We start from the raw sequence: 22,995 nt of genomic DNA, 5'->3' as shown, positions 1-22,995 counted from the left end.
TTAGGACGTGGAAATCGCGAGGGCTAGACGTGCTGAAATGGTCGCTTACAATCATGGAGCGCATTTGCTCATTTTTGGTAACATCGCTGCACCGTTTTTCTTGGCGTGTCTTGATGTCGCAGAAACGGAACGGTTTCCGTATCAGTTCAAATGCAACGGGAATGGATGCGCCATTGCTATGATATAGACAGTTCAACAGATTGATTCCCTTGATATTGCGACCTTTGCAGTGGTCGTAATGCCAACAAATCAGGTCGTTTTCATCCATGTAGGGCTTTTCTTGCACCGTATCGTCGAAAATCAGGATGCCATCCGCTGCTTCGACCTCCCTCACGGTCTTTTTTACTTGTTTCCACAAGTCTTTCGAGGTGTATTCCCGTTCGGAGAGAAAGCGGCTGATCGCATCGTGGCTGATCTCGCCATCCAATAGTTGCGATAAGCCCGTCGCTGTGGCGTAGCCAAAGGTCACGGTCAGGTAGTCGGTGTAGAGGTCAAGACGTGTTTGGTTCATACCTGAAATATAGTCGAGGAGAAGTGGGACTGCGTAACATCAGTTAATTAATCTTATTAGCTCTTAATTGCATTGCCTTTTTGCTAATGCTCTCGATACTCTCATCATCGTCTATGTTTTGTCGCCATTTAGTGTAATCAAAAGGCTCTCTTTGAATAAGGGCTATAAATCTCTCCATCTCAATATCACCTAAATATTGAGCAAGAACTTGAACCCCTTTTACTCTTATCTCTGTATCAGTAATCATGCCAGCACCTCCCTGATAAAATCAATTGGGTCTTTTATCTTAATGGCTTGAACAAGATTGGCTTTTTTAATTATGCCAATATCTGTGGTTAAAAAGTAATTTGCATTTGCTTTGATAGCGCAAGCTATATGTAAAGAATCAAACTTTTTTAAGCCAAGCTGATTCATTGATTGTGCAAGGTTAATTACAGTTTCATCTTCTTCTATATCAGCTTGAGCATATAGTCTCCATTTGCCAATTTGTTCTTTTCTTTCTTTAAATGGATTCTTATTGTTTTCGTAATCCAAGATATAAGACCAAATAAGATCGTATATGCCTGAGCGAATATCTTCTTGTATTTTTAATTTTGCTTCAGATTCTAATAATACTTTGAGATTTGATTGATCATCAAATGGTCGATTAAACATGCAATTATCAAGATATAGCTTCATTTTTAAGCTGTTCTCTATTAAAAAAATTAGCCTCTGAGTATATCACATCACTCAAGTTGTTGTTATTTTTGAATAATCCTTCTATGTTGTTGAAAACGTATAGGTTTTTTTGGTTTTGGTGATCTAACGTCATGTGTGACGGGCGCGGCGGGGAGTAGAATGGGCGATAGACGCGGGCTGTCACCGCGTCCGTCGTCGATGTACTCGTTAGATGATTTTAATTAATCTTATTAGCTCTTAATTGCATTGCCTTTTTGCTAATGCTCTCGATACTCTCATCATCGTCTATGTTTTGTCGCCATTTAGTGTAATCAAAAGGCTCTCTTTGAATAAGGGCTATAAATCTCTCCATCTCAATATCACCTAAATATTGAGCAAGAACTTGAACCCCTTTTACTCTTATCTCTGTATCAGTAATCATGCCAGCACTTCCCTGATAAAATCAATTGGGTCTTTTATCTTAATGGCTTGAACAAGATTGGCTTTTTTAATTATGCCAATATCTGTGGTTAAAAAGTAATTTGCATTTGCTTTGATAGCGCAAGCTATATGTAAAGAATCAAACTTTTTTAAGCCAAGCTGATTTATTGATTGTGCAAGGTTAATTACAGTTTCATCTTCTTCTATATCAGCTTGAGCATATAGTCTCCATTTGCCAATTTGTTCTTTTCTTTCTTTAAATGGATTCTTATTGTTTTCGTAATCCAAGATATAAGACCAAATAAGATCGTATATGCCTGAGCGAATATCTTCTTGTATTTTTAATTTTGCTTCAGATTCTAATAATACTTTGAGATTTGATTGATCATCAAATGGTCGATTAAACATGCAATTATCAAGATATAGCTTCATTTTTAAGCTGTTCTCTATTAAAAAAATTAGCCTCTGAGTATATCACATCACTCAAATTGTTGTTATTTTTGAATAATCCTTCTATGCTGTTGAAAACGTATAGGTTTTTTTGGTTTTGGTGATCTAACGTCTCGTGTGACGGGCGCGGCGGGGAGTAAGCTGTTAAGAATCGCGGGCTGTCACCGCGTCCGTCGTCGAAACACTCGTTAGCAATTAATTGATTTAGGTTGTGTTCTTATATAAAAATCATAAACTGCTAATGGTGTTTTGATTTTGTGTTTCGATAGATACAAAGTATGTATTTATACTAGCCCATGAAAGTACAAATAGCGCTAGGGCAATGATAATCCAGTAACCTAAAAATTCTGTAATAATCATCTTTATATAATAATATGTGTGCTCAATGCCTTGAGTATTGGATACATTGTAATCAATTTGATCATGAATTAAATTTCTTTCTAGTATTTCAGAGTAATTTTTGCTTTTATCTTCATATAATTTTCTTAAGTCATCAGTTGTTTGATCATTATTGTCGATTAAATGTTTGAAAGATATTCTTAATTCATTAATATCCATCGCTTGTCGACGAAATTTATCTGCTTTTAATGAAAAATCACTTTTCTGAACCACTACTGAGATTATTAATGCCAATATAGATAAAACAGTCATGGAAATATTAAGGAATCGTGAATATTCCTCTACGAATTTATTTGCACCATATATTTGGGTAATCAATGATACAACTATTAAGCTGAAAGCAAGAGTTGTTAATGACCAAAGTGATAATGTGTTATGTAAATCAAGTCGTCTTCCAGCTTGAAAACAACTTTCTTTAGTAATCCCAGATCGTCTATATAAATTTTCTAGTTGTGATTTCATTATTGTATAACTAATAGTTTAGAGTATATCTTCTTTGATCATTTGTTCATGAACTCTCTCAATACAAAGTCGAGCCGCCTCTTCAGGCGTATTAACTACGAAGCCAGATAACTCCCAACCACCTTTATATTTATAATCAGCAGAATATAAACGATGACCTTCACTATCTCTAACTACGACAAATAATGTACTATTTTGCCAAGTGAATGACCCACCTGAAGTGATAGTATTCGCTTGTCCAGTTATACGACTTGAGTTATAAGATGTGTTACCTGTATACCAACCAGAACTATAAGCTTGCGCATTAGTTGAAGATGTTCCTATGAAGGCACTCTCTCCTTGGCTAGAAAAAGTAACTTCTATTGTTCCTTTACCTTTTTCTTTTTCAGCAATATCTAAAGATTTGCTAAATTCTTGGACTGCAAACTCATATATTAGAGGTGAGAGGTCGCTTGATGGTGTGCGAACTTGAATAGTATATGGTGCATATTTCTTTAATTTTATATCACTACTGTTTTTAATGTTTGTTTCCATAGAAGAACAAGCACTAAAAAATAGCAATACAAATGTAAATGCCAATAGTTGTTTCATAAAAACTCCAAAGTATTTTATATCTTAAATTGATTTTTAGGGTATTAGGCAGAGGATTGATTTAATTCGCTAACGTCTCGGTTGACGGGCGCGGCGGGGAGTAGATTGGGAAGAATCGCGGGCTGTCACCGCGTCCGTCGTCGAACCACTCGTTATGCTCTTTTTGAAATATTATCAATCATATCTTTTGTAAATTCTGGCATCTGATCGATTTTGACAAAGCTGAATGCCTCAGCCCAGCTTATAACTTTATGTGTTGTGCTTGTCTCTTTGTTAAAGACTAAAAACATAAAATCTGTCTTTACTCCAAGTAGTTCTTGCATCATATATTTTTGAAGCTCCATCTGACCAACATAAATAATGCCTCTGTCTTTAAATATCTTTTTCTCTACATCTGTTCCCGGATAAAAACCTTCGCCAGATTCATATTTTGCTTCTATGCAAATAGCATGATCTTTATCTAAATGAATAACAATGTCTGGTTTTATATTAAAAGACCATTTGAATTTGCAGATTTTTATAAAATCATCGTTATCTAGGAAATTATTATTGTATTTTGCAATTGACCATTTGCCGGGATATTGTAAAAAGTCTGATGATGGTTCGCCACCCACGCCAAATTTTTTATTAATCTCTTTAAGTGGCTGGTTTAAAATATCGTCGATGTTATTTATTTTTAGTTTATTTCTTATAATTCTTTTTTTAGTTTCTTCATCTTGTATTTTGCTCCATAGATCACGTAGGTATGCATACTCGAAATATATAACAAAGTCAGAATTAATATCTTTATTAAACCCACACTTTGTTAAAAATCTCTGGGCATTATCTGGAAAACATAACACTGCAAATAAAATAGCAGCATAATTACGCTCCTCTCGACTAATTTTTGAGTAGTTTGGTGAAAGTCCTGCAATCTCACGTATATTCAATGAGGCACTCCTTTGTGTTTTATGGGCATAACGTTAAAGCCTTCAGCAGAAATGCCCCTTGTAGCACTATAATCGAAGCACAGCAGTTCCCCAACTGCCGAACTTCAACAAGAACCACTGGGGCGTTTACTGCTGTAAGCCATTGTTAGATCTTAAGTATTCTGAGGTATTCCGCTATGCGCTACGATAAACTGCCTGCGAGTTGAAGTCCAAATAACTCCCCATTTTTTATGTTTGCGGTCTTTATCGGCGTAGCCAGATAGCTACGGAGTATCGGTTTCGTGCCAATCTGTTGGGCGAAGTCGTGTAGACACAGGATTACATATCCAACGGGGATACTATACCAGACGTTCCAATATTGACCACATGCAAATAGATGCTTGTCGTCTCTAAATTCGTATGTCCCAAAATCTTCTGTATTGTTCGTATATCAGTGCCACGTTCCAGCATATAGGTTGCAAAGGTATGCCTAAGTACATGAGGATGCACATTCTTCGTTATTTTTGCTTGTTTTCCTGCATTTCTGAGAGCCTTTTGTATAGATGCTTCGTGGAAGTGCCACCGCCTAACAAGCCCAGTCTGAGGACACACAGATAGCTTGCCGCTGGGAAAATACCACTGGAACCCAAAATCTTTACTATTGTATTTCTTCTCAAGACCTTGGGGCAGGAACACAGTTCCAAAGCCATCCTTCAAATCCTTGTCGTGTAGGTTCTTCACCTTCACCAAGTGTTGCTGTAATTCTTCCTTGAGAACCATAGGCAAGGGAACAATCCTGTCCTTATGACCTTTTCCGTTCCTGACTGTTATGTGATTTCTATCAAAATCAACGTCCTTGACTCGTAGTTCCATGACTTCCATAAGCCTGCAACCCGTGCCATAAAGTAATTTGCAAATTAGTAGGTGCATACCTTCCAGATTTTCCAAGACAGCACGTAGTTCCTGCTGGCTTAATACTTCAGGCAATTTCTTAGGCTTTTTACTTTTAGCAATGTTCTCCATTCTATCAAGTGGTATTTTCAGCACCTGATTAAACATAAACATAATTGCATTAAAGGCTTGTTTACTGGTGGACACCGAGACCCTACGGACATTCACAAGGTAGCTTATATAACTTTCCACGTGAGAACTGTTCATTTCCTTAGGATGCAGCTTATTATGATAGAGGATAAATTTCTTAATCCACATCAGATAGGTCTCTTCAGTCCGATAAGAATAATTGCGCAACCGGATTACAGAGGCAATTTCATCAAGTAGTTTGGACATGGGGTATTCTCCAAATTATGGACAATAGGAGCCTGAGACGATTGATTACTATCAGTCGTCTTAGGCGTGTAAGTAAGATGTATCTCTTTGTTTTTCCTGAAGAATTCAGGAGAGACTTATTAGCTTCCGAAGGATTCTGTGGAATCTTCGTAAGAAATTCCATAGCTCAGGTTCTGAGAAAACAAAGGAGCAACCAATTCATTAACAGAATGGTTATATTGGAAGACCAGCTTTAAAGCTTCGTTCTCATCATTGGATTTAAAGATGCCACGTTTCAATATTAGCAATAACTTATCAGCTTCAAGTTTCATTTCTTCAGTGAGATTAAAACCTGAAGCAAAGTTAATTTCAGGAAGAACTTTATTCCACAAGGCAATTGATTTGTGTTCCATTGTCATATTCTCCAAATAGTTTGACACCGTGGGGGCACTTTCAGAAGTACTCCCCCCATGTTTTGAATGACCGATATAGTCACTCCAGGTCGTCAGCGAGGATGTAATCAATAGGGGTGTGGGCATCAGATACCATTTAGAATCATTTTCAGAACTACAGCTTTCAAAAATATATATATGTAATTTTCAAAACCACTATAGGATTTTTATTTATATATCAATCACTTACAAAAATCTCGCTAAAATATTTACACATAGATACTGCTCAAAGCTATACGTGTAGCCACTTGTCAGAGAAAGTTGACCCATTTGCACCACGTTTGCAGACTAAGCGAGACGTTAAATTTTTTAATGTTTTTCTACAAAAAGGTGATCAAATATGGCAAAAAAGTACACAGATGAACAAATTGAAGCATTCAAAGCAGATTTTTACAAATCTGAGAAAGCAACACCTGAAGAATGGTGCGCTATTAAAAACCCAGAGATTCCAAAGCCATCATTGGCAAAAATGAAAGAGATTCTCGGCATGACAGCACCAAAGGACAAGCCAACCTATAAGCAGTTAGTCCAGAAAATTGCTGATCTTGAATCCCAGATAGTCGGCATGAAGGAAGCATTAGGCGCACAAGCAGCACGAACATAAGACCGTTCACCCCTATTGTTCAAAATCTTCAATCAGTCCCAAGATGCGGCGGCATCCACCAATGCCAAAGCATCGTTGTGTGCTGATCTTCCACTTTAAAGCAATTAAGAGACCAGTCATGTAGGGTAGCATCACTCAGCAGCATAAAGTTCCAGAGATTAGCTAAAAACAGCAAATACAAGGGATAATCATTGGCTTTAGAATCACATTGTCAGAGCCATAGAGAACCATCACAGCGGCATAGAAGCAAACCGACCTTTGCGTATATGCAAGCGTTAAGCATCACATCTATCATAGGAACAATAGGGGTTTCCTTTTCTTTTTAGGTCAATGATTCAAGGTCTAATCCTTAAGAATCAATAACTTAATAGAATCGCCGGATAATAATTTTAAACATTAGTAATTTCCTTAAAGCTTTTAATGCTGTCCCACTATCAGCTATTTTTAGAATGAGATAACTTTAAAGATTGACTATTGTAATAGTCATAAAAAAGCCCCAAGGACTTTTAAATCCCTGAGGCTTTTAGAGCATATCAATACACGTCTGGAGGAGTAGCCCCAATATCAGCAAAGAGAAATGAAGACAATGCCAATACTGGGACTACAAAAACATTATATATTAAAATGGTGCTTTGTCAAAATCATCAGGAACACTTGGAGTCGAGACATTCAGAGATTCTCTGTAATTGTCGATTTCTTCAAGGATTTCATCAGCAGAATCCAATTGGCGCGATGTTGCCAATAGATGGGACAATTCATTTTCGAGAATCAATCTTTTGACTTCTATATAAGCCTGAATGTCACCATCAAAATATGAATCTGGGATTTCATTTTCAGGCAATCCTTCTAAAGGAGGGAATGAATCCACTAAAAAAGGATTTACAGCATCTTTAGCTTTTTCGGTTTTCACAATTAGCTTTTCAGTGCCTTCTGGCAAAGTAAAACCAATCATTCCTGTAGATGCTATTTGCATTAATTCTTCGTGTGCCAAGTGATAAGTAGTTGTTTTCATTAGATATTTCCTTATATGTTAAGTAATTATTGTAAATCGAACCGTAATTCGGTTCTTATTTTTCCATGACGTTGACTAAAACGTTCATGCTTTGGTAGCTCAGCATTCAATTCTGCTTGAGCATTTTTATAAGCTTGTGCAGCTTCTAAAATATCGTCAAAGTAACCAAGATGTTTCTGTTTGCCGTTAAGCATTATCTGAGCTTGCCATTTATTCTTAGCTTTGTCCCAATGGACTCCAGTAAAGCCAGAAGTATTCCGAGAAGATTTCTTCTTGTTTCTATTATTTCCCGCAGAGGTAGTATTCCTAAGGTTTTCAATTTTATCATTAGACCTAATTTGATCTCTGTGATCTATAATATTTGGTGCTATTCCTTTATGCCATTTGTAGATTAATCGAGACGCTAAAAAACTTTTAGCTCTACCATTAATAGTAATCGTGATTACTCTATAGCCAGTAGATTTGTTAATACATCCGGCGATAGCACCAACTTTAACAGTGCCTCTTCTGGATTCTTTCCAGCGTAGGACACCAAGTTCAGCATCATAGTCAAAAAGAGATTTTAAAAATTCCTGATTAGGAAGATTCGTTTTATACATTTGTTGCTCCTTTATAGGAGTCTTCTTAGTCATCTACGCAATAATTATGCCAAGCGTCCTTATGCAATAATCATTCCAAAAAATTACGTAAATGATTTTAATTTTTAACCAACATTTAGAGCTTTTTTTCAAATACCAAAATGCAGATAAAAAATTATTTGCTTAATTATTAATTCATAAACTATTGTTAATTAAGAACATTTTGATTAAGCAGCTTTCTGAGATTTTTCTTGAGCAGGTAGCATCCTGTAAATGGATGCCTCAGATACATTCAGCATCTTGGCAATTTTGGATTTAGATAATCCAGCATCAAGCAATTTCTTGGCATCAGCTTGTTGGCTCATCGCTGTAGGCTTTCTGCCTTTGTAAACGCCTTTAGCTTTTGCCTTTTCGATTCCCGCAGTTTGACGCTGCTTTCTGTTTTTAGTCTCAATCTCGGCAAAGATAGCCAGTATAGGTAATATGGCCTTCCCAAGCTCTGACTTTACGTCAACAGGGTCATCCAGCACTTCAAGGCTTACGCCTTTCTGGTCGAGCTGGTGCATAATGTTCAGGAAGTCCCGCGTTGACCTTGCAAGACGGTCAATCTTGGTTATTACCAATGTATCGCCTTTGCATAAGAACTCTAAGCATGATTCAAGTTCTACCCTTGATTCCCTGCTTGTCCCTGATTTCTTTTCCCTGAAGGTACGCTCACAGCCAGCGTTCTGTAGTTTTTCTAATTGAATCGTTAAGTCTTGGTCTATGGTAGAGACCCGTGCATATCCTATAGTGGCCATGTTGTTTTTTTCCTTGGCTATAGGTTTTATGTGCCATTTCTATCACAAGGGTAGTTGTTCTTAATTGATAGGATTCTGGCATCGGTAGGTTATGATAATAAAACCACAACCTATTGTGGTATCTCGTTGATTTAAAAGACATAAACTACAAGATATAGTGATTTGCTTAATAGCGGGCATAGCCTTTAAATCAGGCTATCATTAAAGTATACCCCAAAGCTGTAATTAATTCAAACAAGAATAATAAGGCAATGATGTTAAGTTGCATTTCTTCAGACCAAAAAAAAAGCCGCGATGGATTTCTGCCCAAAGCGGCTAATAAGGAAAAAATGAAATTACAAATTACATCAATTGGCACTTGATGTTCTGGGAAGTCCGACTGTTAAAAAACAATCAGACGAAATTTGATTATGTAGGACTGGAACAAAAGTCTCAATATTAGACCTTGATTAATTTTTATAGTCCGAAAACACTCTCACGGATTAGACAAAGCTATCAAGATAATTCTATTGTTCCATAATGATTCTATAACTATTCCAGTATTATTTTGGTAGAACATTAGTGCAAATTATGCATTGATTTTCTGTTGGCTGGCTAATATAATATCAGCGTCCAAGGCTATAAAAAAATTATACCTAAACAGTCCTCCAGCCCTTATCCCATAAGGATTACAGAGGATTAAAAATTTCTGGATTTTCTCTCAAATCTCCAAAAATTAGGGGTGGAACAAAAGTGCATCTCTTAATAGGGGAACAAAACATAAAGAGAAATCAGTAAGAAACTAAGATTCAGAGAAGAATACCCACAAAGGTATTCTGAACGATAAAATCTTAGGTTCTGATAGTTGTTCCGAGTCCCAAGTGAAGAACAACAGAGACAAAACCAGAAGACAAAAAAAAAGACCAGAGAGCTACATCTGATCTTTTCTATTAGGACTCCTCTACCACCAAGGAGACCCAAAAATGATTTTAAGGAATCATCAACCTCATGCCGACTGGGCAAGGGACAATATTCCCAAATCTGAGATAAATTTGCAATACCTTCTGGAATTGATGGAAAACTATAAAGTTCCACAACCCTACAAAGGAATCTATCGTATCCAGAACCCAAGCATAGAGAATAAGGGATTTATAACTATTGTCACGAATGACAACCCAAATTTTATTGGATTTGAGTATTGTCCACCAAAAGCAGCAACAGGGAAAAATTTAACAGGATCACTAAATCCATTTGTCTTTAGAAGCGTCCCATTTGAAATTATGGCAGCATTCTTTAGCCCCAAAGATCGGAAGCATGAGCTATATCAGCAGTTCCTAAATGCCTATCGCCGTTTATCAGATACCACGATGATGGATTTAACCAATCAGATTGATATTTCTCAAGAACTGAAGCCTTTATACCTTAATGCCAAGTTGACACCACTTCGCTGGAAAGGACTAATGCCACAGCAATATGTTGATTCAAAAGGAAATACTATTTCCACCGCCATTGTTTTTGGGACAAGGCACACAGGCAGAGAGGCATCTTGTCTTATCTATTGCAAATATGCCGAGGTGGTCGCACATGGAACGCAGCATCTGTATACCCCAGCAGAAATAGAAATAATGAAAAACACACTCAGAGTGGAATTTAGATTCCGCTACCAAGAAATGAAAAGACAAGGACTAAGAGACATGAAGCAAGTAAATTCCCAAAAGCTATTAGATGTATTCAATAAAAACTTTTACAAGCTCACTGATGGCACTATTGTTCCAGAAATGCCAGAACTAACATTAGGCGAAGAAAAATTAGTGGACTATTGGAAAGCCGGAAACCTTGATCAATGGAAAGCTAAAGCATCAAAGAGAACGTACTTCAATTATAAGAAAGCATTAAAAATCAAAGGGTTGGATATTGCCAAACCATTTGCAGAGACCCATATCATCACAGGGTTCACAAAAGGATTAAAACAATAGAGGGCAAATGAAAAAAGAACCACAAAAAGACAGATACTCAGGAGAATTAAAAGAAATTCCCGAAGTAGAAAAACGTAGACTCATTGAAGAAATTCAAAGAAAACAAAGACTTAGAAAATCACAAGAGAAAAAGTGGCAATGGCTGCATGACTCGTGAAAATCTGTAGACACAACATAAAACGATCCAAAAGGATCAGATTCAATACCATCAAGAGGAAATCCAAATGAGCAATCCAAATCAGACTTACAATTATAGACAACTTCAAAAAGAACTATTCGCGGCATTATATTTAGCCGCCACCATTGATAATCTTTTACAAGATACATCAGTCCTGCCGAACAAGGCTGAATTGTCCCACCAAGTAAGTGCTAATCTTGAAAAGATCTATGAGCTACTGAACGCCATCAAGACAAACAGAGCATTCAGAGAAGATAATAGCCCAAATACCAATCTCTATGAGACATTCAGAGGATAGGCGTAATTACTCTAACGTCTTAGTTCTGCATCCGTCAGGTATGCAGCAACATCTTGTTAAATGCCCTAGGGAATGTTACCAGCAAGCCCCAGATGAAGAAACCGTTATCACAAGTCTAGTGGAGACCTGCAACCGTTAGCACTTATGTTAGCAACGTGGAGGTATACAGATGTCGTGCTAATGTCGGAATGCCCCATAAGTTCCTGTATAGACCTAATGTCATAGCCCGCTTCAAGTAGAGCTGTGGCAAATGAATGTCTGAGACAGTGGGGATACACGCCCTTAGTGATACCAGCTTTCAAGCCAGCACTGCGTAAAGTCTTCTGTATGTACGTCTCATGGATGTGATGTCTAAAGCATTCATGGCTATCCTTATCAACATAAATCTTAGAAGCAGGGAACAAGAACTGATAGCCTAATTCAGATTGACGAGCCTTAAGTTTATTACCCTTAAGCCAAGGTATAACAACTTTACCCCAACCATTAGCTAAATCCTTAGCGTGTATGTCAGCTACGGAGTTAACATGTTCCTTCATTTCAGCAGTAAGAGTTTTAGGTAGCATAAGAATCCTATCCTTACCACCTTTACCAGCGTGTACATGAATCTCACCACGTTGAAAGTCTATGTCTCTAATACGGAGTGTCGCACACTCCATAAGTCTCATACCTGTTCCATACAATAATTTCGCAATAAGTAGCTGTGTCCCATCTAATTCAGCAAAAAGTTTAGCTACTTCATCCTTATTCAGGACAGTAGGCAACTTAACTTGCTTAGATGACAGCTTCATAGAATTCATTGGGTCAAGTTTCACCTGAAGAAATTTCAGATACAGAAACATTACACCATTAAACGCCTGCCTTTGAGTAGCTATAGCAACCTTATCAACATTTACCAGATGATTAATAAACGCTTCAATGTTCAGATGATTCAGTTTTGAGGGATGTCTATTATTATTAAAGGATACGTACCTCTTAATCCATATCAGATAAGCCTGCTCAGTCTTACGTGAATAGCCCTTAGTTCTCATAAACTCTTGAACCCTCACAAGGAGAGCTTCAACAGATTCGACCTTGACAGGGGCAACAGGAACAAGATTTGATGTGTCTCTGTTTAACTCAAAATCGGTTCTAATAGGTTCGTATACTTCACCCAGTAAATCGTTTATAGCCTTATTGTATCCAGCTACAACTATACGAGATTCAGATACAGCAGTATCAAAATCAGGACTACCATTAGAGATAGTCATAATCCTACGCTTCAGTGAAGCAAGATACCTATTAGCTTTATCTAACTTGAGTCCAGTTAGGGTAAATTGAGAATAGAAGAATACTTCAGATGATAGTGTATTCCATACAGATACAGAACAAATGGTTTTCATAATTAAGATTCCTTTAGGTTATAGGCAAAAAAAAGCCCCATGAGATTTCTCCCACAGGGCTTGTACTGATAGAGATACTTGGATTTTATTCAGTGGCAAAGTCTTCAAAGTTTCCCATCACTGCATTGACTTCCTTAATCATGTGATTCCTAATCAGCTCAAGTGCCAGATTAAAAACAAATAGAGCACCATAGATAGAAGCTACGGCTATCATAAATCCAGAACTAAGGGTCATCTGAAATACACCAGCAGCTAATGCTCCACCACTAATAGCAACTAAAGCTACAGTAGCATTCCTAATCACAGATTCCTTAATAGAGCTATCACGCTTGCCCAATAAAGCAATTCTACCAGCTCTATAGACCGCATTCCAAAATGTTGGATTAACATCAAGCTCATCAAGTATCTCTCCTGTGAGCTTGTCTACCAGCCAATCATTGACTCGTACATAAGCGCCAGTAATCTTACTGCTCATGAATTCATAAGCAGATTTAAAAAAGTTTTTAATAGAAACGAACATAATAAACCTCCTAAGGTACGATACGCGGACGACAAGTCCTATATTGAATTTGATAAACAGTTTGATGTGATTGCCTAACCGCCAATGATTGGCTTGAGACAAGGGCTGTAGAGACCCCCACGGGGCGGAAACCGCGATACTCCCCTAGGTGGAGTATAAGAACCTACCTCACACGCACCAGGTGCGTATTCAAATAATAATGAGTTTAAGCTATACCGGGGGCAACTTTTTCACTTCACTTTTCGATTTAAATGACTTACCTTAAAAAAATAATATTATAAATTTTTAAACTACTATAAGGAGTCAATACAAAATGAGCAGAAAAGATAAACAGCAGAAACAAAAAAAGCCACAAACGCTAAATGATAAATACAGTAGTTCTTATACAAGCGTAAACAGACACATGATGGAGATGGAACACGTTCCTTTTGATTTTGACCAGCATCTACTTAATTACAATAATCGTCGTGGTAGAGAGGGTTCAGAAAGAATACGTCAAATGAACCATAGTATTGCTATGGATGAGGCGTACCAGTCATCTAAGATTGAAGCTACAGGAAAACCCGCGCCAAAGACAAACCCCTCTGTAGTAGATGAACTATCAGAGTCAGTCATGAGAAGTTTCGATAAAACGGTAAATAAATTTTCAACTGTAGCAGGTACGTATCTTGGTGGAAAATTCGCAAAATGGAGTTATGGCAAAATAGTAGCAGCTACAGCGTAAGCGACCATTTCAGCACGTCTAGCCCTCGCGATTTCCACGTCCTAAACTGGTTTCCAACCTGAACAACCGAAGGAAACCTCAATGAAACGCCCTCACCGCCGCGCCAGCGAATGGCAAACCCTCATTAGCCAATGGCAAGCCAGCGGCTTATCCGCCCCGGCATTTTGTGAACAGCACAGTATCGGTTACGCCAGTTTTTGCCAATGGCGGCAGCGTCTACGCTCCGCAGATGGCGTGGAGGAACCAGCCGTTCCCGCCAATACCTTCATCGACTTGGGAGCATTATCGGCGGGTCATGCCGCGCTGGGGCAAGGCTGGCACATTGTGCTGAGTTTGGGGAATGGTGTTGAACTACGCCTGAGCCAACGCTGATGTTTGCCCCCGCAGCCACCGCCCGCATCTGGCTATGCACCCAAGCCACCGACATGCGCAAAAGCTTTACGGGGCTGACCGCTTTGGTGAAAAACCAGTTAGGGCAAAATCCCCTGAGTGGGCATTATTTCGTGTTTGTGAACCTACGTAAAACCCAGATGAAGATCCTCTATTTTGAACCCAGCGGCTATTGCTTATGGAGCCAACGCCTGGAGCAGGGCCAATACCGGGTGCAGCCGACAACCAGCGGGCAGCGCGAACTGACCCGGACGGATTTGCAGTTGATTTTGGCGGGCATTGAGGTGCAAAAATCCAGACAATTCAAGCGTTACCAGTATCCTGTGCAGCCACATTCTGGTACAATAAGCCCATGATTTTAAAGCCATCCACCCCGTCTGACACCAGCGTTCCCATGCCGCCGATTGTGGCGGAAATGCTGGCGTTGCGTGAGGAAAATGCTGCCCTGAAACAGGATATAGCTGAATTGAAACGCCAATTGGCGTGGTTCAGGCAACATGTCTTTGGCAGCAAATCGGAAAAGCGTCCGGTTGAGATACCGGTGGCGCAGTTGCCGTTGTTTGCCCCCGCCGCCGCCCCGGTTGCCGCACCCGAGGGTGAAAGCATTACCGTCACCTACCAACGCGGTAAAGCCCCCAAGCTGCGCCCGGATGACTGCGTGAATGACAGCGGGTTACGCTTTACCGCCGATGTCCCGGTCAAGGTGATTCACCTCACCCCGCCGGAACTTCAGGGGGAAGAGGCTGACCAGTATGAGGTGATCGGCACCCAGGTGACCCATCGGGTGGCGCAACGCCCTGCCAGCTACCTCATCCTGCAATACGAGCGCCCGGTCATCAAACGTAAGGGCAGTGCTTCGGCTTCGCTCAGCAACCCACCACTTCCCAGCCCTGCACCCGCCAACGTGCTGGAACGTAGTGTCACCGATGTCAGCTTTTTGGTGGGGATGTTGGTGGACAAGTTCCAGTACCACCTGCCGTTGTACCGCCAGCACCAACGCCTGACCCAAGCGGGGATCACCCTCAGCCGCACGACGCTGACCAATGCGGTGAAACGTGCCATCGACCTGCTCAAACCCATTGCCGAAGCGCAACTCGCCAGTGTACTGCAAAGCAAGCTGCTGGCGATGGACGAAACCCCCATCAAAGCCAGCCCCGCAGGCAACGGCAAGATGAAGCAAGGCTACTTCTGGCCGCTGTACGGGGATCAGGACGAAATCGTCTTCACCTTCTCCGCCAGCCGTGGGCGGCAACACATTGAAAAGACTCTTCGCCAACAGTTCAGCGGCACACTGCTCAGCGACGGTTACCGTGCTTATGCCAGTTACGTCAACGCCAATGACAAGATTACCCATGCCCAATGCTGGGTACACAGCCGTCGCACCTTCATTGCCGCCGAAACCGCTGAACCACAAGCAGTACGCCAAGCCCTTGACACTATCGCGGCACTCTATCAGCACGAAGCCCAGATTAACGAGAAAAAACTCGACGGGGAAGCCAAACGTACCTACCGCCTCACCCACAGCAAGCCGTTGGTCGACCAGTTCTTTGAATGGTGCCAAACCCAATTACAACGTACCGATTTAATCCCCTCCAACCCGCTGACCAAAGCCCTTGGTTATGTCATCCGCCGCGAACACGAACTGCGCGTGTTTCTGGAAGATCCCGACGTGCCAATGGATACCAACCACATCGAACGCGCCCTGCGGCCCATCCCCATGGGCAGGAAAAACTGGTTGTTCTGCTGGACAGAACTCGGCGCGGAACACGTGGGCATCATCCAAAGCCTGATCACCACCTGCCGCCTGCATGTAAGCGACCATTTCAGCACGTCTAGCCCTCGCGATTTCCACGTCCTAAACTGGTTTCCAACCTGAACAACCGAAGGAAACCTCAATGAAACGCCCTCACCGCCGCGCCAGCGAATGGCAAACCCTCATTAGCCAATGGCAAGCCAGCGGCTTATCCGCCCCGGCATTTTGTGAACAGCACAGTATCGGTTACGCCAGTTTTTGCCAATGGCGGCAGCGTCTACGCTCCGCAGATGGCGTGGAGGAACCAGCCGTTCCCGCCAATACCTTCATCGACTTGGGAGCATTATCGGCGGGTCATGCCGCGCTGGGGCAAGGCTGGCACATTGTGCTGAGTTTGGGGAATGGTGTTGAACTACGCCTGAGCCAACGCTGATGTTTGCCCCCGCAGCCACCGCCCGCATCTGGCTATGCACCCAAGCCACCGACATGCGCAAAAGCTTTACGGGGCTGACCGCTTTGGTGAAAAACCAGTTAGGGCAAAATCCCCTGAGTGGGCATTATTTCGTGTTTGTGAACCTACGTAAAACCCAGATGAAGATCCTCTATTTTGAACCCAGCGGCTATTGCTTATGGAGCCAACGCCTGGAGCAGGGCCAATACCGGGTGCAGCCGACAACCAGCGGGCAGCGCGAACTGACCCGGACGGATTTGCAGTTGATTTTGGCGGGCATTGAGGTGCAAAAATCCAGACAATTCAAGCGTTACCAGTATCCTGTGCAGCCACATTCTGGTACAATAAGCCCATGATTTTAAAGCCATCCACCCCGTCTGACACCAGCGTTCCCATGCCGCCGATTGTGGCGGAAATGCTGGCGTTGCGTGAGGAAAATGCTGCCCTGAAACAGGATATAGCTGAATTGAAACGCCAATTGGCGTGGTTCAGGCAACATGTCTTTGGCAGCAAATCGGAAAAGCGTCCGGTTGAGATACCGGTGGCGCAGTTGCCGTTGTTTGCCCCCGCCGCCGCCCCGGTTGCCGCACCCGAGGGTGAAAGCATTACCGTCACCTACCAACGCGGTAAAGCCCCCAAGCTGCGCCCGGATGACTGCGTGAATGACAGCGGGTTACGCTTTACCGCCGATGTCCCGGTCAAGGTGATTCACCTCACCCCGCCGGAACTTCAGGGGGAAGAGGCTGACCAGTATGAGGTGATCGGCACCCAGGTGACCCATCGGGTGGCGCAACGCCCTGCCAGCTACCTCATCCTGCAATACGAGCGCCCGGTCATCAAACGTAAGGGCAGTGCTTCGGCTTCGCTCAGCAACCCACCACTTCCCAGCCCTGCACCCGCCAACGTGCTGGAACGTAGTGTCACCGATGTCAGCTTTTTGGTGGGGATGTTGGTGGACAAGTTCCAGTACCACCTGCCGTTGTACCGCCAGCACCAACGCCTGACCCAAGCGGGGATCACCCTCAGCCGCACGACGCTGACCAATGCGGTGAAACGTGCCATCGACCTGCTCAAACCCATTGCCGAAGCGCAACTCGCCAGTGTACTGCAAAGCAAGCTGCTGGCGATGGACGAAACCCCCATCAAAGCCAGCCCCGCAGGCAACGGCAAGATGAAGCAAGGCTACTTCTGGCCGCTGTACGGGGATCAGGACGAAATCGTCTTCACCTTCTCCGCCAGCCGTGGGCGGCAACACATTGAAAAGACTCTTCGCCAACAGTTCAGCGGCACACTGCTCAGCGACGGTTACCGTGCTTATGCCAGTTACGTCAACGCCAATGACAAGATTACCCATGCCCAATGCTGGGTACACAGCCGTCGCACCTTCATTGCCGCCGAAACCGCTGAACCACAAGCAGTACGCCAAGCCCTTGACACTATCGCGGCACTCTATCAGCACGAAGCCCAGATTAACGAGAAAAAACTCGACGGGGAAGCCAAACGTACCTACCGCCTCACCCACAGCAAGCCGTTGGTCGACCAGTTCTTTGAATGGTGCCAAACCCAATTACAACGTACCGATTTAATCCCCTCCAACCCGCTGACCAAAGCCCTTGGTTATGTCATCCGCCGCGAACACGAACTGCGCGTGTTTCTGGAAGATCCCGACGTGCCAATGGATACCAACCACATCGAACGCGCCCTGCGGCCCATCCCCATGGGCAGGAAAAACTGGTTGTTCTGCTGGACAGAACTCGGCGCGGAACACGTGGGCATCATCCAAAGCCTGATCACCACCTGCCGCCTGCATGACATTAACCCGTATGTCTATCTGATGGATGTTCTGTTGCGCGTTAGTGAGCATCCCGCTTCTCAGGTGCAAGACCTTACGCCAAGATGTTGGAAACAACGGTTTGCGGATAAGCCATTGCGCTCGGATTTGTTTGCGGATATCAACGACGGGCTAGAATGACCGTTTACGCCTGCATGACATTAACCCGTATGTCTATCTGATGGATGTTCTGTTGCGCGTTAGTGAGCATCCCGCTTCTCAGGTGCAAGACCTTACGCCAAGATGTTGGAAACAACGGTTTGCGGATAAGCCATTGCGCTCGGATTTGTTTGCGGATATCAACGACGGGCTAGAATGACCGTTTACGCTACAGCAACAGGGGCAGTTTTAACGGTTGGATTATACTCAGGATACAAGAAAGAAGATGAGTAATGAAGCCCTATCACTTACAGAACTATTCTACTTAAACTGCTACCTCAAAGGTAGAGAGCATTTCGTTTTTGCTACCAAAAGTTATAGTAATCCCAGTCTTGCTATAAGTAGATACTCAGATTCACTAAAGTCTATTCAATCCAAACGCGGGAAGTACAAACCTAAATTACCAAGGAATAGAATAGATTCAGGCGAATCATTAGAGTACATACTTAATTCCAGAGTCGATAAGTATTTGGGTATAGGCTATAGCGGCAGAAATAAGGGGAAAGTTTAATTCCCCTACCCAAACTTGTGGTTGGGGACGTTCGCTAAGAAGTGCTCACTTATCGTAGACGAGAGCATCGCTTAGATGCGAGCTACACAATTGTATTTTCATTTATCCCTTTATTCTATTCAATTCCAGCATTTCATAAATTCCGCTACCAGATGTAAGCCTAAAAATCTCAATAAAAAAAACTACAAATAATAGAGTTCTATTAATTGACTTATCTAAGCTATCCTATACTATAGATTTTATAGATACAATAATAGAAACTATAGGAGATTTTAAACTAAAATGACAAATACAGATACTCCAGAATCAGAAATTCCACTAAGCAGCTATTACAGCGTTAGGAATTTTTTACAAAAGGAAATAAGCTTAAAGCGACTTACTAATGAAGCCTTAACCAGAAGCAACATACTCAGGGTATCAAATTTATGTAGGAAACTGTGCAAGGAAAATGGAATTCCTATGTATAAAACGCATTCAAGTAAGACAAGATTCCGCCCTAAGACGGTATCCATTTACCCGTATAGCATTTTAACCAAGGTAATCTATGAAACGGAATAAATACTTACGCACACATAAGCGGCAAAACGCTACAAGACGAACCTATTTTAATTTTAAACGCACTCAACCCCCTAAAGGCGATAAAACATGAATGAGATTTTAGAAAATACCGACCTTAATTTTATTGAGAAGAGTTTATACGCAGCTTGGCAGGCTGGTCATAACGTAAAAGATTGGATTCAAAACCAAACTACAAGAGCCAAATACAGAAAATCATTAAAAGAAAAAGCGGGAATAGACATTTACTGTAAGCGTGATGCTCCCATAGAGCAGAACTATCTAAAACGTGAACTTACATAAGTGAAGCTATTACACAAGATAATAAAAACACAAATAGGAGCAGTTATGGAAACATTAAATCAAATCGAAAAATTATTAGATACAGCTAAAACAGTAGCAGCCTTAAACGACATTATAGGAGTAGATAAAAATACTACCGTACTTCTACTAAAAGAATACTGTACCGATAATAACCTACCAGAATTAGCTACAATGCTGGAGCGTATAGAAAAAACATTACCAAGTAGAAACACAATAGGGGCAGAGAAGATAGGAGATAAGCTTTACTATAAGATTAGTGAATTAGCGGCAATGTATAATTTAGACGCGCCCACACTTAACTCACTATTAGTTAAGGCAGGTCTACAGAAACAAGTATCTCATAGCAAGTACGGTAAGACATTCTTCAGAACAGCAGCAGGGATTGATTACTCAAAGCGCGAGAATAGAGAAACCTATGCCATCCTACTATGGCTGGAAGATGTGATGAAACTGCTGGAGGTACAACAATGAATAGACGAGTCTCGTATTTTAAGCATACCGAATTTCATTTCGTCACTATTGATGACGTTAAGTACGTATCCCTAAGGTCATTAAGGCTAAAGGAAAGACCAGAGGAAGGTGAAGTATTCCAAACTTTTGAACTAACTGCCACTGGTTGTAATCCTTTTGAGATTATCAGAATCACAAGTGCAATAAATCTGATTAAAGACGAATCATTAAAAGAATATTTACAAGGAGCACTACTACAATGATGAATACAATTCAAACTAAAACAGTAGAAGAAATGCAAGCCCTTAGAGCTGCACAATTAGCAGATTACCGCAGAGAGCAGGATGAACTTAATAAACCTTTCAGGGTTGATAAAGCACCAGTAGCAGTAGTATCTGTAAACGCTCAGTTAACCAGTATCAGAAAATTACTAAATGAAGTCACTGCACTTAATGTAGCGTCATTAAACTTAGGTGGTGGTCAAGTCCAAACCTCAATAGATAGCAACCTTGATTATAAGCTCAATGAGTTAGCTAACCTAATCCACACTCTACGTTATGAACATAAGTTCTCAGGCAGACTTATCTCCTGACCACCTGTCAGACACTTTTGCTACAGAACTATCATAAGTGCTACCTTCAAAATTTTAATACGAGGGTAGTACCTATGGCAGAGACAATAGAAAAGCGGAAAGAAGTAGTTCGTCGTTCAGAATCCCAACTAAAGGAATTAGTAAACGAATACATTAAATCAGGTTTAACGATAATGGAGTTTTGTAAAGAACATAAGGAAGCTCCACCTACTTTAGTTAAACACCTTGAAGAGGCAGGATACAGAATGACACTTGGAACAGCACAAGGCTGTGATGAACTTCAAGCAGAGAACGATAGGTTATTAAATAACTACATCAAGCTACTACAAAAGTACGAACCAGATAAATACAAAATGGCTATGTTAGCCTGTATTGATTGAATACAAAAAAATACCCAGTAGTTATGCAGACTATTGGGTATTAAGGTTTACAGTTTGAAAACATTAAATCCCATAACGAAAAGAAGTCGAATAAATTAGGAGATTCAATAAGTGCATTATAGTAACGATACCCGATTATGTCCAGAACATTTATCTAAAATCATCAAAAAGTATCTATTAAATACAAGATACTATTACCTAAGCAGCCATGACATTCTTTCACCTGTAATGATAGATAGATTACATTTCATCATTTCAATAGGAGAACATCGTCCTATAGCAGAAACATACCTACTTGAACTGGATGATAACGGTGAAGTGGTAAAATCTACCAATAAAAGTATAAAACTCAGTACAGATGCTACAAACGAAACCACTTTATACATTAGGTCATGTGAAGATAACACAGCAATAGAGGTCATAACCTCACCCAATAAATACCTTTACGGTCATAACTTGTATGGTAGTTCAGACATACGGTTTCTGACCACTGAGACAGTCCATAAGGCGCTAACAGAAATAAACCGTATAGACATACTCCCTAGGGTCTTCCGTCCCGCCTGCGGTAATGTTGTTGAGTCCACAGAGATAAAAATACTCGGTGTAGACATAAACTCTATGTGCATTACTCCAAGACCATCACAGTATCTAAGTCTATTACCTAATCGTCTGGATACAAACGCAACAATAACGGTAAAAGATAATACCGTCTATGTTGGAAATCATGTCCATAGTGATTCAGCTTTTCGTATTTACGATAAATGGGTAGAGCGCAATAATAAAAAGATGCTACAATACCTATCCAGTAAAGACCAAGAATGGATGTCAGACAAGCTACGTATAGAGCTTATACTAAAGCCAAGAGAGTTAGATAAACTTGAGCTTAGTGATGTAGCCCAGTGGTCTATAAACATAGCAGAAATTATTTATAAAAAATACAGAGAGAAATTGAAACTTATGAAAGCAGTATCAGAAGATTTAAGTTTATTGGATTCAGTAGAAGCAGGATACTACTGTAGATGGAAGTATGTTGGAGACCCATTAGAGGTAATCATTCCAGCAGAACGAACACGAGTAAGATACAGAAAGTCTGTAAAGGATAAGATAGGTGTAGACCTTGCTCGTCCTTACAATGGAGAGGGAATGAACCCATTATTGCAGATGGTTGAACCTAGACACATGAAGATGTCAGGTATACCACTATCAGAAATTGAGAGTACGGTAGCCCGTATAGAAGTGTCTGATACTGATACGGATACAAAAGCTAACATCCCTTTATCCATGCTCATGGGCTGAATCTGTCAGGTTCTCGTTAACCTGCCAATTTGGCACTTGCTCTTAGGTTCTCGTTTCATCCCAGATTCTGGTATTGTGCGTTCTCCACTGGCAAATCCCCCAGACCAAACAGAGACAA

29 protein-coding genes and 3 pseudogenes are annotated in these 22,995 nt (G+C 41.2%); 17 read left to right on the top strand and 15 right to left on the bottom strand.

Translation table 11 applies throughout. The annotated features are described in order from the left end of the window. Positions 1-49: 49 nt before the first annotated feature. From QJT81_12505 to QJT81_12460, 10 genes and pseudogenes are all read right to left on the bottom strand, one after another. Positions 50-511: pseudogene (locus QJT81_12505) on the bottom strand (transposase). 43 nt (positions 512-554) lie between these two features. Then, positions 555-758 (bottom strand): hypothetical protein, encoded by a 204-nt coding sequence (locus QJT81_12500; GenBank protein WGZ92684.1) that lies wholly within the window; start codon positions 756-758, stop codon positions 555-557. Continuing rightward, on the bottom strand, positions 755-1,165 hold the full coding sequence (locus QJT81_12495; protein ID WGZ92683.1) for a PIN domain protein: 411 nt from the start codon (positions 1,163-1,165) through the stop codon (positions 755-757). The genes QJT81_12500 and QJT81_12495 overlap by 4 nt, the downstream gene beginning before the upstream one ends. Positions 1,166-1,406: 241 nt before the next feature. Beyond that, a complete protein-coding gene (locus QJT81_12490; GenBank protein WGZ92682.1) occupies positions 1,407-1,610 on the bottom strand; it encodes a hypothetical protein in 204 nt (67 codons plus the stop codon). Beyond that, positions 1,607-2,017 carry a PIN domain protein gene (locus QJT81_12485; GenBank protein ID WGZ92681.1) on the bottom strand — a complete coding sequence of 137 codons (411 nt, stop codon included), beginning with the start codon at positions 2,015-2,017 and terminating at the stop codon, positions 1,607-1,609. The genes QJT81_12490 and QJT81_12485 overlap by 4 nt, the downstream gene beginning before the upstream one ends. 270 nt (positions 2,018-2,287) lie before the next feature. Next, positions 2,288-2,920 (bottom strand): SLATT domain-containing protein, encoded by a 633-nt coding sequence (locus QJT81_12480; protein WGZ92680.1) that lies wholly within the window; start codon positions 2,918-2,920, stop codon positions 2,288-2,290. A gap of 18 nt (positions 2,921-2,938) precedes the next feature. Beyond that, positions 2,939-3,511 (bottom strand): hypothetical protein, encoded by a 573-nt coding sequence (locus QJT81_12475; protein WGZ92679.1) that lies wholly within the window; start codon positions 3,509-3,511, stop codon positions 2,939-2,941. A gap of 152 nt (positions 3,512-3,663) precedes the next feature. Beyond that, a complete protein-coding gene (locus QJT81_12470) occupies positions 3,664-4,440 on the bottom strand; it encodes a hypothetical protein (protein ID WGZ92678.1) in 777 nt (258 codons plus the stop codon). Between the two features lie 318 nt (positions 4,441-4,758). Next, positions 4,759-5,706 carry an integron integrase gene (locus QJT81_12465; protein ID WGZ92677.1) on the bottom strand — a complete coding sequence of 316 codons (948 nt, stop codon included), beginning with the start codon at positions 5,704-5,706 and terminating at the stop codon, positions 4,759-4,761. Positions 5,707-5,825: 119 nt separating this feature from the next. After that, positions 5,826-6,098, bottom strand: coding sequence for a hypothetical protein (locus QJT81_12460; GenBank protein WGZ92676.1), 273 nt, complete (start codon positions 6,096-6,098; stop codon positions 5,826-5,828). Positions 6,099-6,477: 379 nt separating this feature from the next. Here QJT81_12460 and QJT81_12455 point away from each other — a divergent pair, with 379 nt between their 5' ends. Further along, positions 6,478-6,741: a hypothetical protein gene (locus QJT81_12455; protein WGZ92675.1), complete on the top strand. Its 264-nt coding sequence runs from the start codon at positions 6,478-6,480 to the stop codon at positions 6,739-6,741. Positions 6,742-7,360: 619 nt separating this feature from the next. On the opposite strand, the gene QJT81_12450 is transcribed toward QJT81_12455, so the two are convergent. From QJT81_12450 to QJT81_12440, 3 genes are all read right to left on the bottom strand, one after another. Then, entirely contained in the window at positions 7,361-7,753 is a 393-nt protein-coding gene (locus QJT81_12450; GenBank protein ID WGZ92674.1) for a hypothetical protein, read from the bottom strand. 26 nt (positions 7,754-7,779) lie between these two features. Then, positions 7,780-8,352: an AP2 domain-containing protein gene (locus tag QJT81_12445; GenBank protein ID WGZ92673.1), complete on the bottom strand. Its 573-nt coding sequence runs from the start codon at positions 8,350-8,352 to the stop codon at positions 7,780-7,782. A 206-nt stretch (positions 8,353-8,558) separates the two neighbouring features. Continuing rightward, positions 8,559-9,131 carry a recombinase family protein gene (locus QJT81_12440; GenBank protein ID WGZ92672.1) on the bottom strand — a complete coding sequence of 191 codons (573 nt, stop codon included), beginning with the start codon at positions 9,129-9,131 and terminating at the stop codon, positions 8,559-8,561. Between the two features lie 962 nt (positions 9,132-10,093). On the opposite strand from QJT81_12440, the gene QJT81_12435 reads away from it, so the two are divergent. The 3 genes from QJT81_12435 to QJT81_12425 all read left to right on the top strand — a co-directional run bounded on the left by QJT81_12435 (position 10,094) and on the right by QJT81_12425 (position 11,562). Further along, a complete protein-coding gene (locus QJT81_12435) occupies positions 10,094-11,086 on the top strand; it encodes a hypothetical protein (protein ID WGZ92671.1) in 993 nt (330 codons plus the stop codon). A gap of 7 nt (positions 11,087-11,093) precedes the next feature. Next, entirely contained in the window at positions 11,094-11,243 is a 150-nt protein-coding gene (locus QJT81_12430) for a hypothetical protein (GenBank protein ID WGZ92670.1), read from the top strand. 67 nt (positions 11,244-11,310) lie between these two features. After that, on the top strand, positions 11,311-11,562 hold the full coding sequence (locus tag QJT81_12425) for a hypothetical protein (GenBank protein ID WGZ92669.1): 252 nt from the start codon (positions 11,311-11,313) through the stop codon (positions 11,560-11,562). Positions 11,563-11,669: 107 nt separating this feature from the next. Here QJT81_12425 and QJT81_12420 read toward each other — a convergent pair whose 3' ends face one another. Both QJT81_12420 and QJT81_12415 read right to left on the bottom strand, forming a co-directional pair. Continuing rightward, positions 11,670-12,941, bottom strand: coding sequence for an integron integrase (locus tag QJT81_12420; GenBank protein ID WGZ92668.1), 1,272 nt, complete (start codon positions 12,939-12,941; stop codon positions 11,670-11,672). Positions 12,942-13,026: 85 nt separating this feature from the next. Then, positions 13,027-13,461 carry a hypothetical protein gene (locus QJT81_12415; protein ID WGZ92667.1) on the bottom strand — a complete coding sequence of 145 codons (435 nt, stop codon included), beginning with the start codon at positions 13,459-13,461 and terminating at the stop codon, positions 13,027-13,029. Positions 13,462-13,774: 313 nt separating this feature from the next. Between QJT81_12415 and QJT81_12410 the strand changes: the two genes are divergently transcribed. The 13 genes and pseudogenes from QJT81_12410 (at position 13,775) to QJT81_12350 (ending at position 22,877) form a co-directional block, all read left to right on the top strand. Continuing rightward, positions 13,775-14,185: a hypothetical protein gene (locus QJT81_12410; protein WGZ92666.1), complete on the top strand. Its 411-nt coding sequence runs from the start codon at positions 13,775-13,777 to the stop codon at positions 14,183-14,185. An 81-nt stretch (positions 14,186-14,266) separates the two neighbouring features. After that, positions 14,267-14,557 (top strand): IS66 family insertion sequence element accessory protein TnpB, encoded by a 291-nt coding sequence (locus tag QJT81_12405; GenBank protein ID WGZ92665.1) that lies wholly within the window; start codon positions 14,267-14,269, stop codon positions 14,555-14,557. Beyond that, on the top strand, positions 14,557-14,931 hold the full coding sequence (tnpB, locus tag QJT81_12400) for an IS66 family insertion sequence element accessory protein TnpB (protein ID WGZ92664.1): 375 nt from the start codon (positions 14,557-14,559) through the stop codon (positions 14,929-14,931). Before QJT81_12405 ends, tnpB (QJT81_12400) begins: the two co-directional genes overlap by 1 nt. 77 nt (positions 14,932-15,008) lie before the next feature. Continuing rightward, positions 15,009-16,397, top strand: a pseudogene (locus QJT81_12395) (IS66 family transposase). A 73-nt stretch (positions 16,398-16,470) separates the two neighbouring features. Next, positions 16,471-16,761 carry an IS66 family insertion sequence element accessory protein TnpB gene (locus tag QJT81_12390; GenBank protein WGZ92663.1) on the top strand — a complete coding sequence of 97 codons (291 nt, stop codon included), beginning with the start codon at positions 16,471-16,473 and terminating at the stop codon, positions 16,759-16,761. Further along, a complete protein-coding gene (tnpB, locus tag QJT81_12385; protein WGZ92662.1) occupies positions 16,761-17,135 on the top strand; it encodes an IS66 family insertion sequence element accessory protein TnpB in 375 nt (124 codons plus the stop codon). Before QJT81_12390 ends, tnpB (QJT81_12385) begins: the two co-directional genes overlap by 1 nt. A gap of 77 nt (positions 17,136-17,212) precedes the next feature. Continuing rightward, positions 17,213-18,751, top strand: a pseudogene (locus tag QJT81_12380) (IS66 family transposase). 40 nt (positions 18,752-18,791) lie between these two features. After that, a complete protein-coding gene (locus QJT81_12375; protein WGZ92661.1) occupies positions 18,792-18,929 on the top strand; it encodes a hypothetical protein in 138 nt (45 codons plus the stop codon). A 996-nt stretch (positions 18,930-19,925) separates the two neighbouring features. Then, positions 19,926-20,138, top strand: a complete 213-nt coding sequence (locus tag QJT81_12370) for a hypothetical protein (protein WGZ92660.1) — start codon at positions 19,926-19,928, stop codon at positions 20,136-20,138. Positions 20,139-20,183: 45 nt separating this feature from the next. Beyond that, positions 20,184-20,630 (top strand): hypothetical protein, encoded by a 447-nt coding sequence (locus QJT81_12365; protein WGZ92659.1) that lies wholly within the window; start codon positions 20,184-20,186, stop codon positions 20,628-20,630. Positions 20,631-20,868: 238 nt separating this feature from the next. Further along, the gene (locus tag QJT81_12360; GenBank protein WGZ92658.1) at positions 20,869-21,201 is read left to right on the top strand and encodes a hypothetical protein; all 333 of its coding nucleotides are present in this window, start codon (positions 20,869-20,871) and stop codon (positions 21,199-21,201) included. A 74-nt stretch (positions 21,202-21,275) separates the two neighbouring features. After that, positions 21,276-21,581: a hypothetical protein gene (locus tag QJT81_12355; GenBank protein WGZ92657.1), complete on the top strand. Its 306-nt coding sequence runs from the start codon at positions 21,276-21,278 to the stop codon at positions 21,579-21,581. Between the two features lie 111 nt (positions 21,582-21,692). After that, the gene (locus QJT81_12350; protein ID WGZ92656.1) at positions 21,693-22,877 is read left to right on the top strand and encodes a phage/plasmid replication protein, II/X family; all 1,185 of its coding nucleotides are present in this window, start codon (positions 21,693-21,695) and stop codon (positions 22,875-22,877) included. The last annotated feature ends 118 nt before the right edge of the window (positions 22,878-22,995 follow it).

This window comes from Candidatus Thiothrix putei, assembly GCA_029972225.1.
Classification (GTDB): Bacteria; Pseudomonadota; Gammaproteobacteria; order Thiotrichales; family Thiotrichaceae; genus Thiothrix; species Thiothrix putei.
The sequence above is the reverse complement of the archived record's forward strand: the minus strand, read 5'-3'. Positions and strand labels throughout refer to the sequence as shown.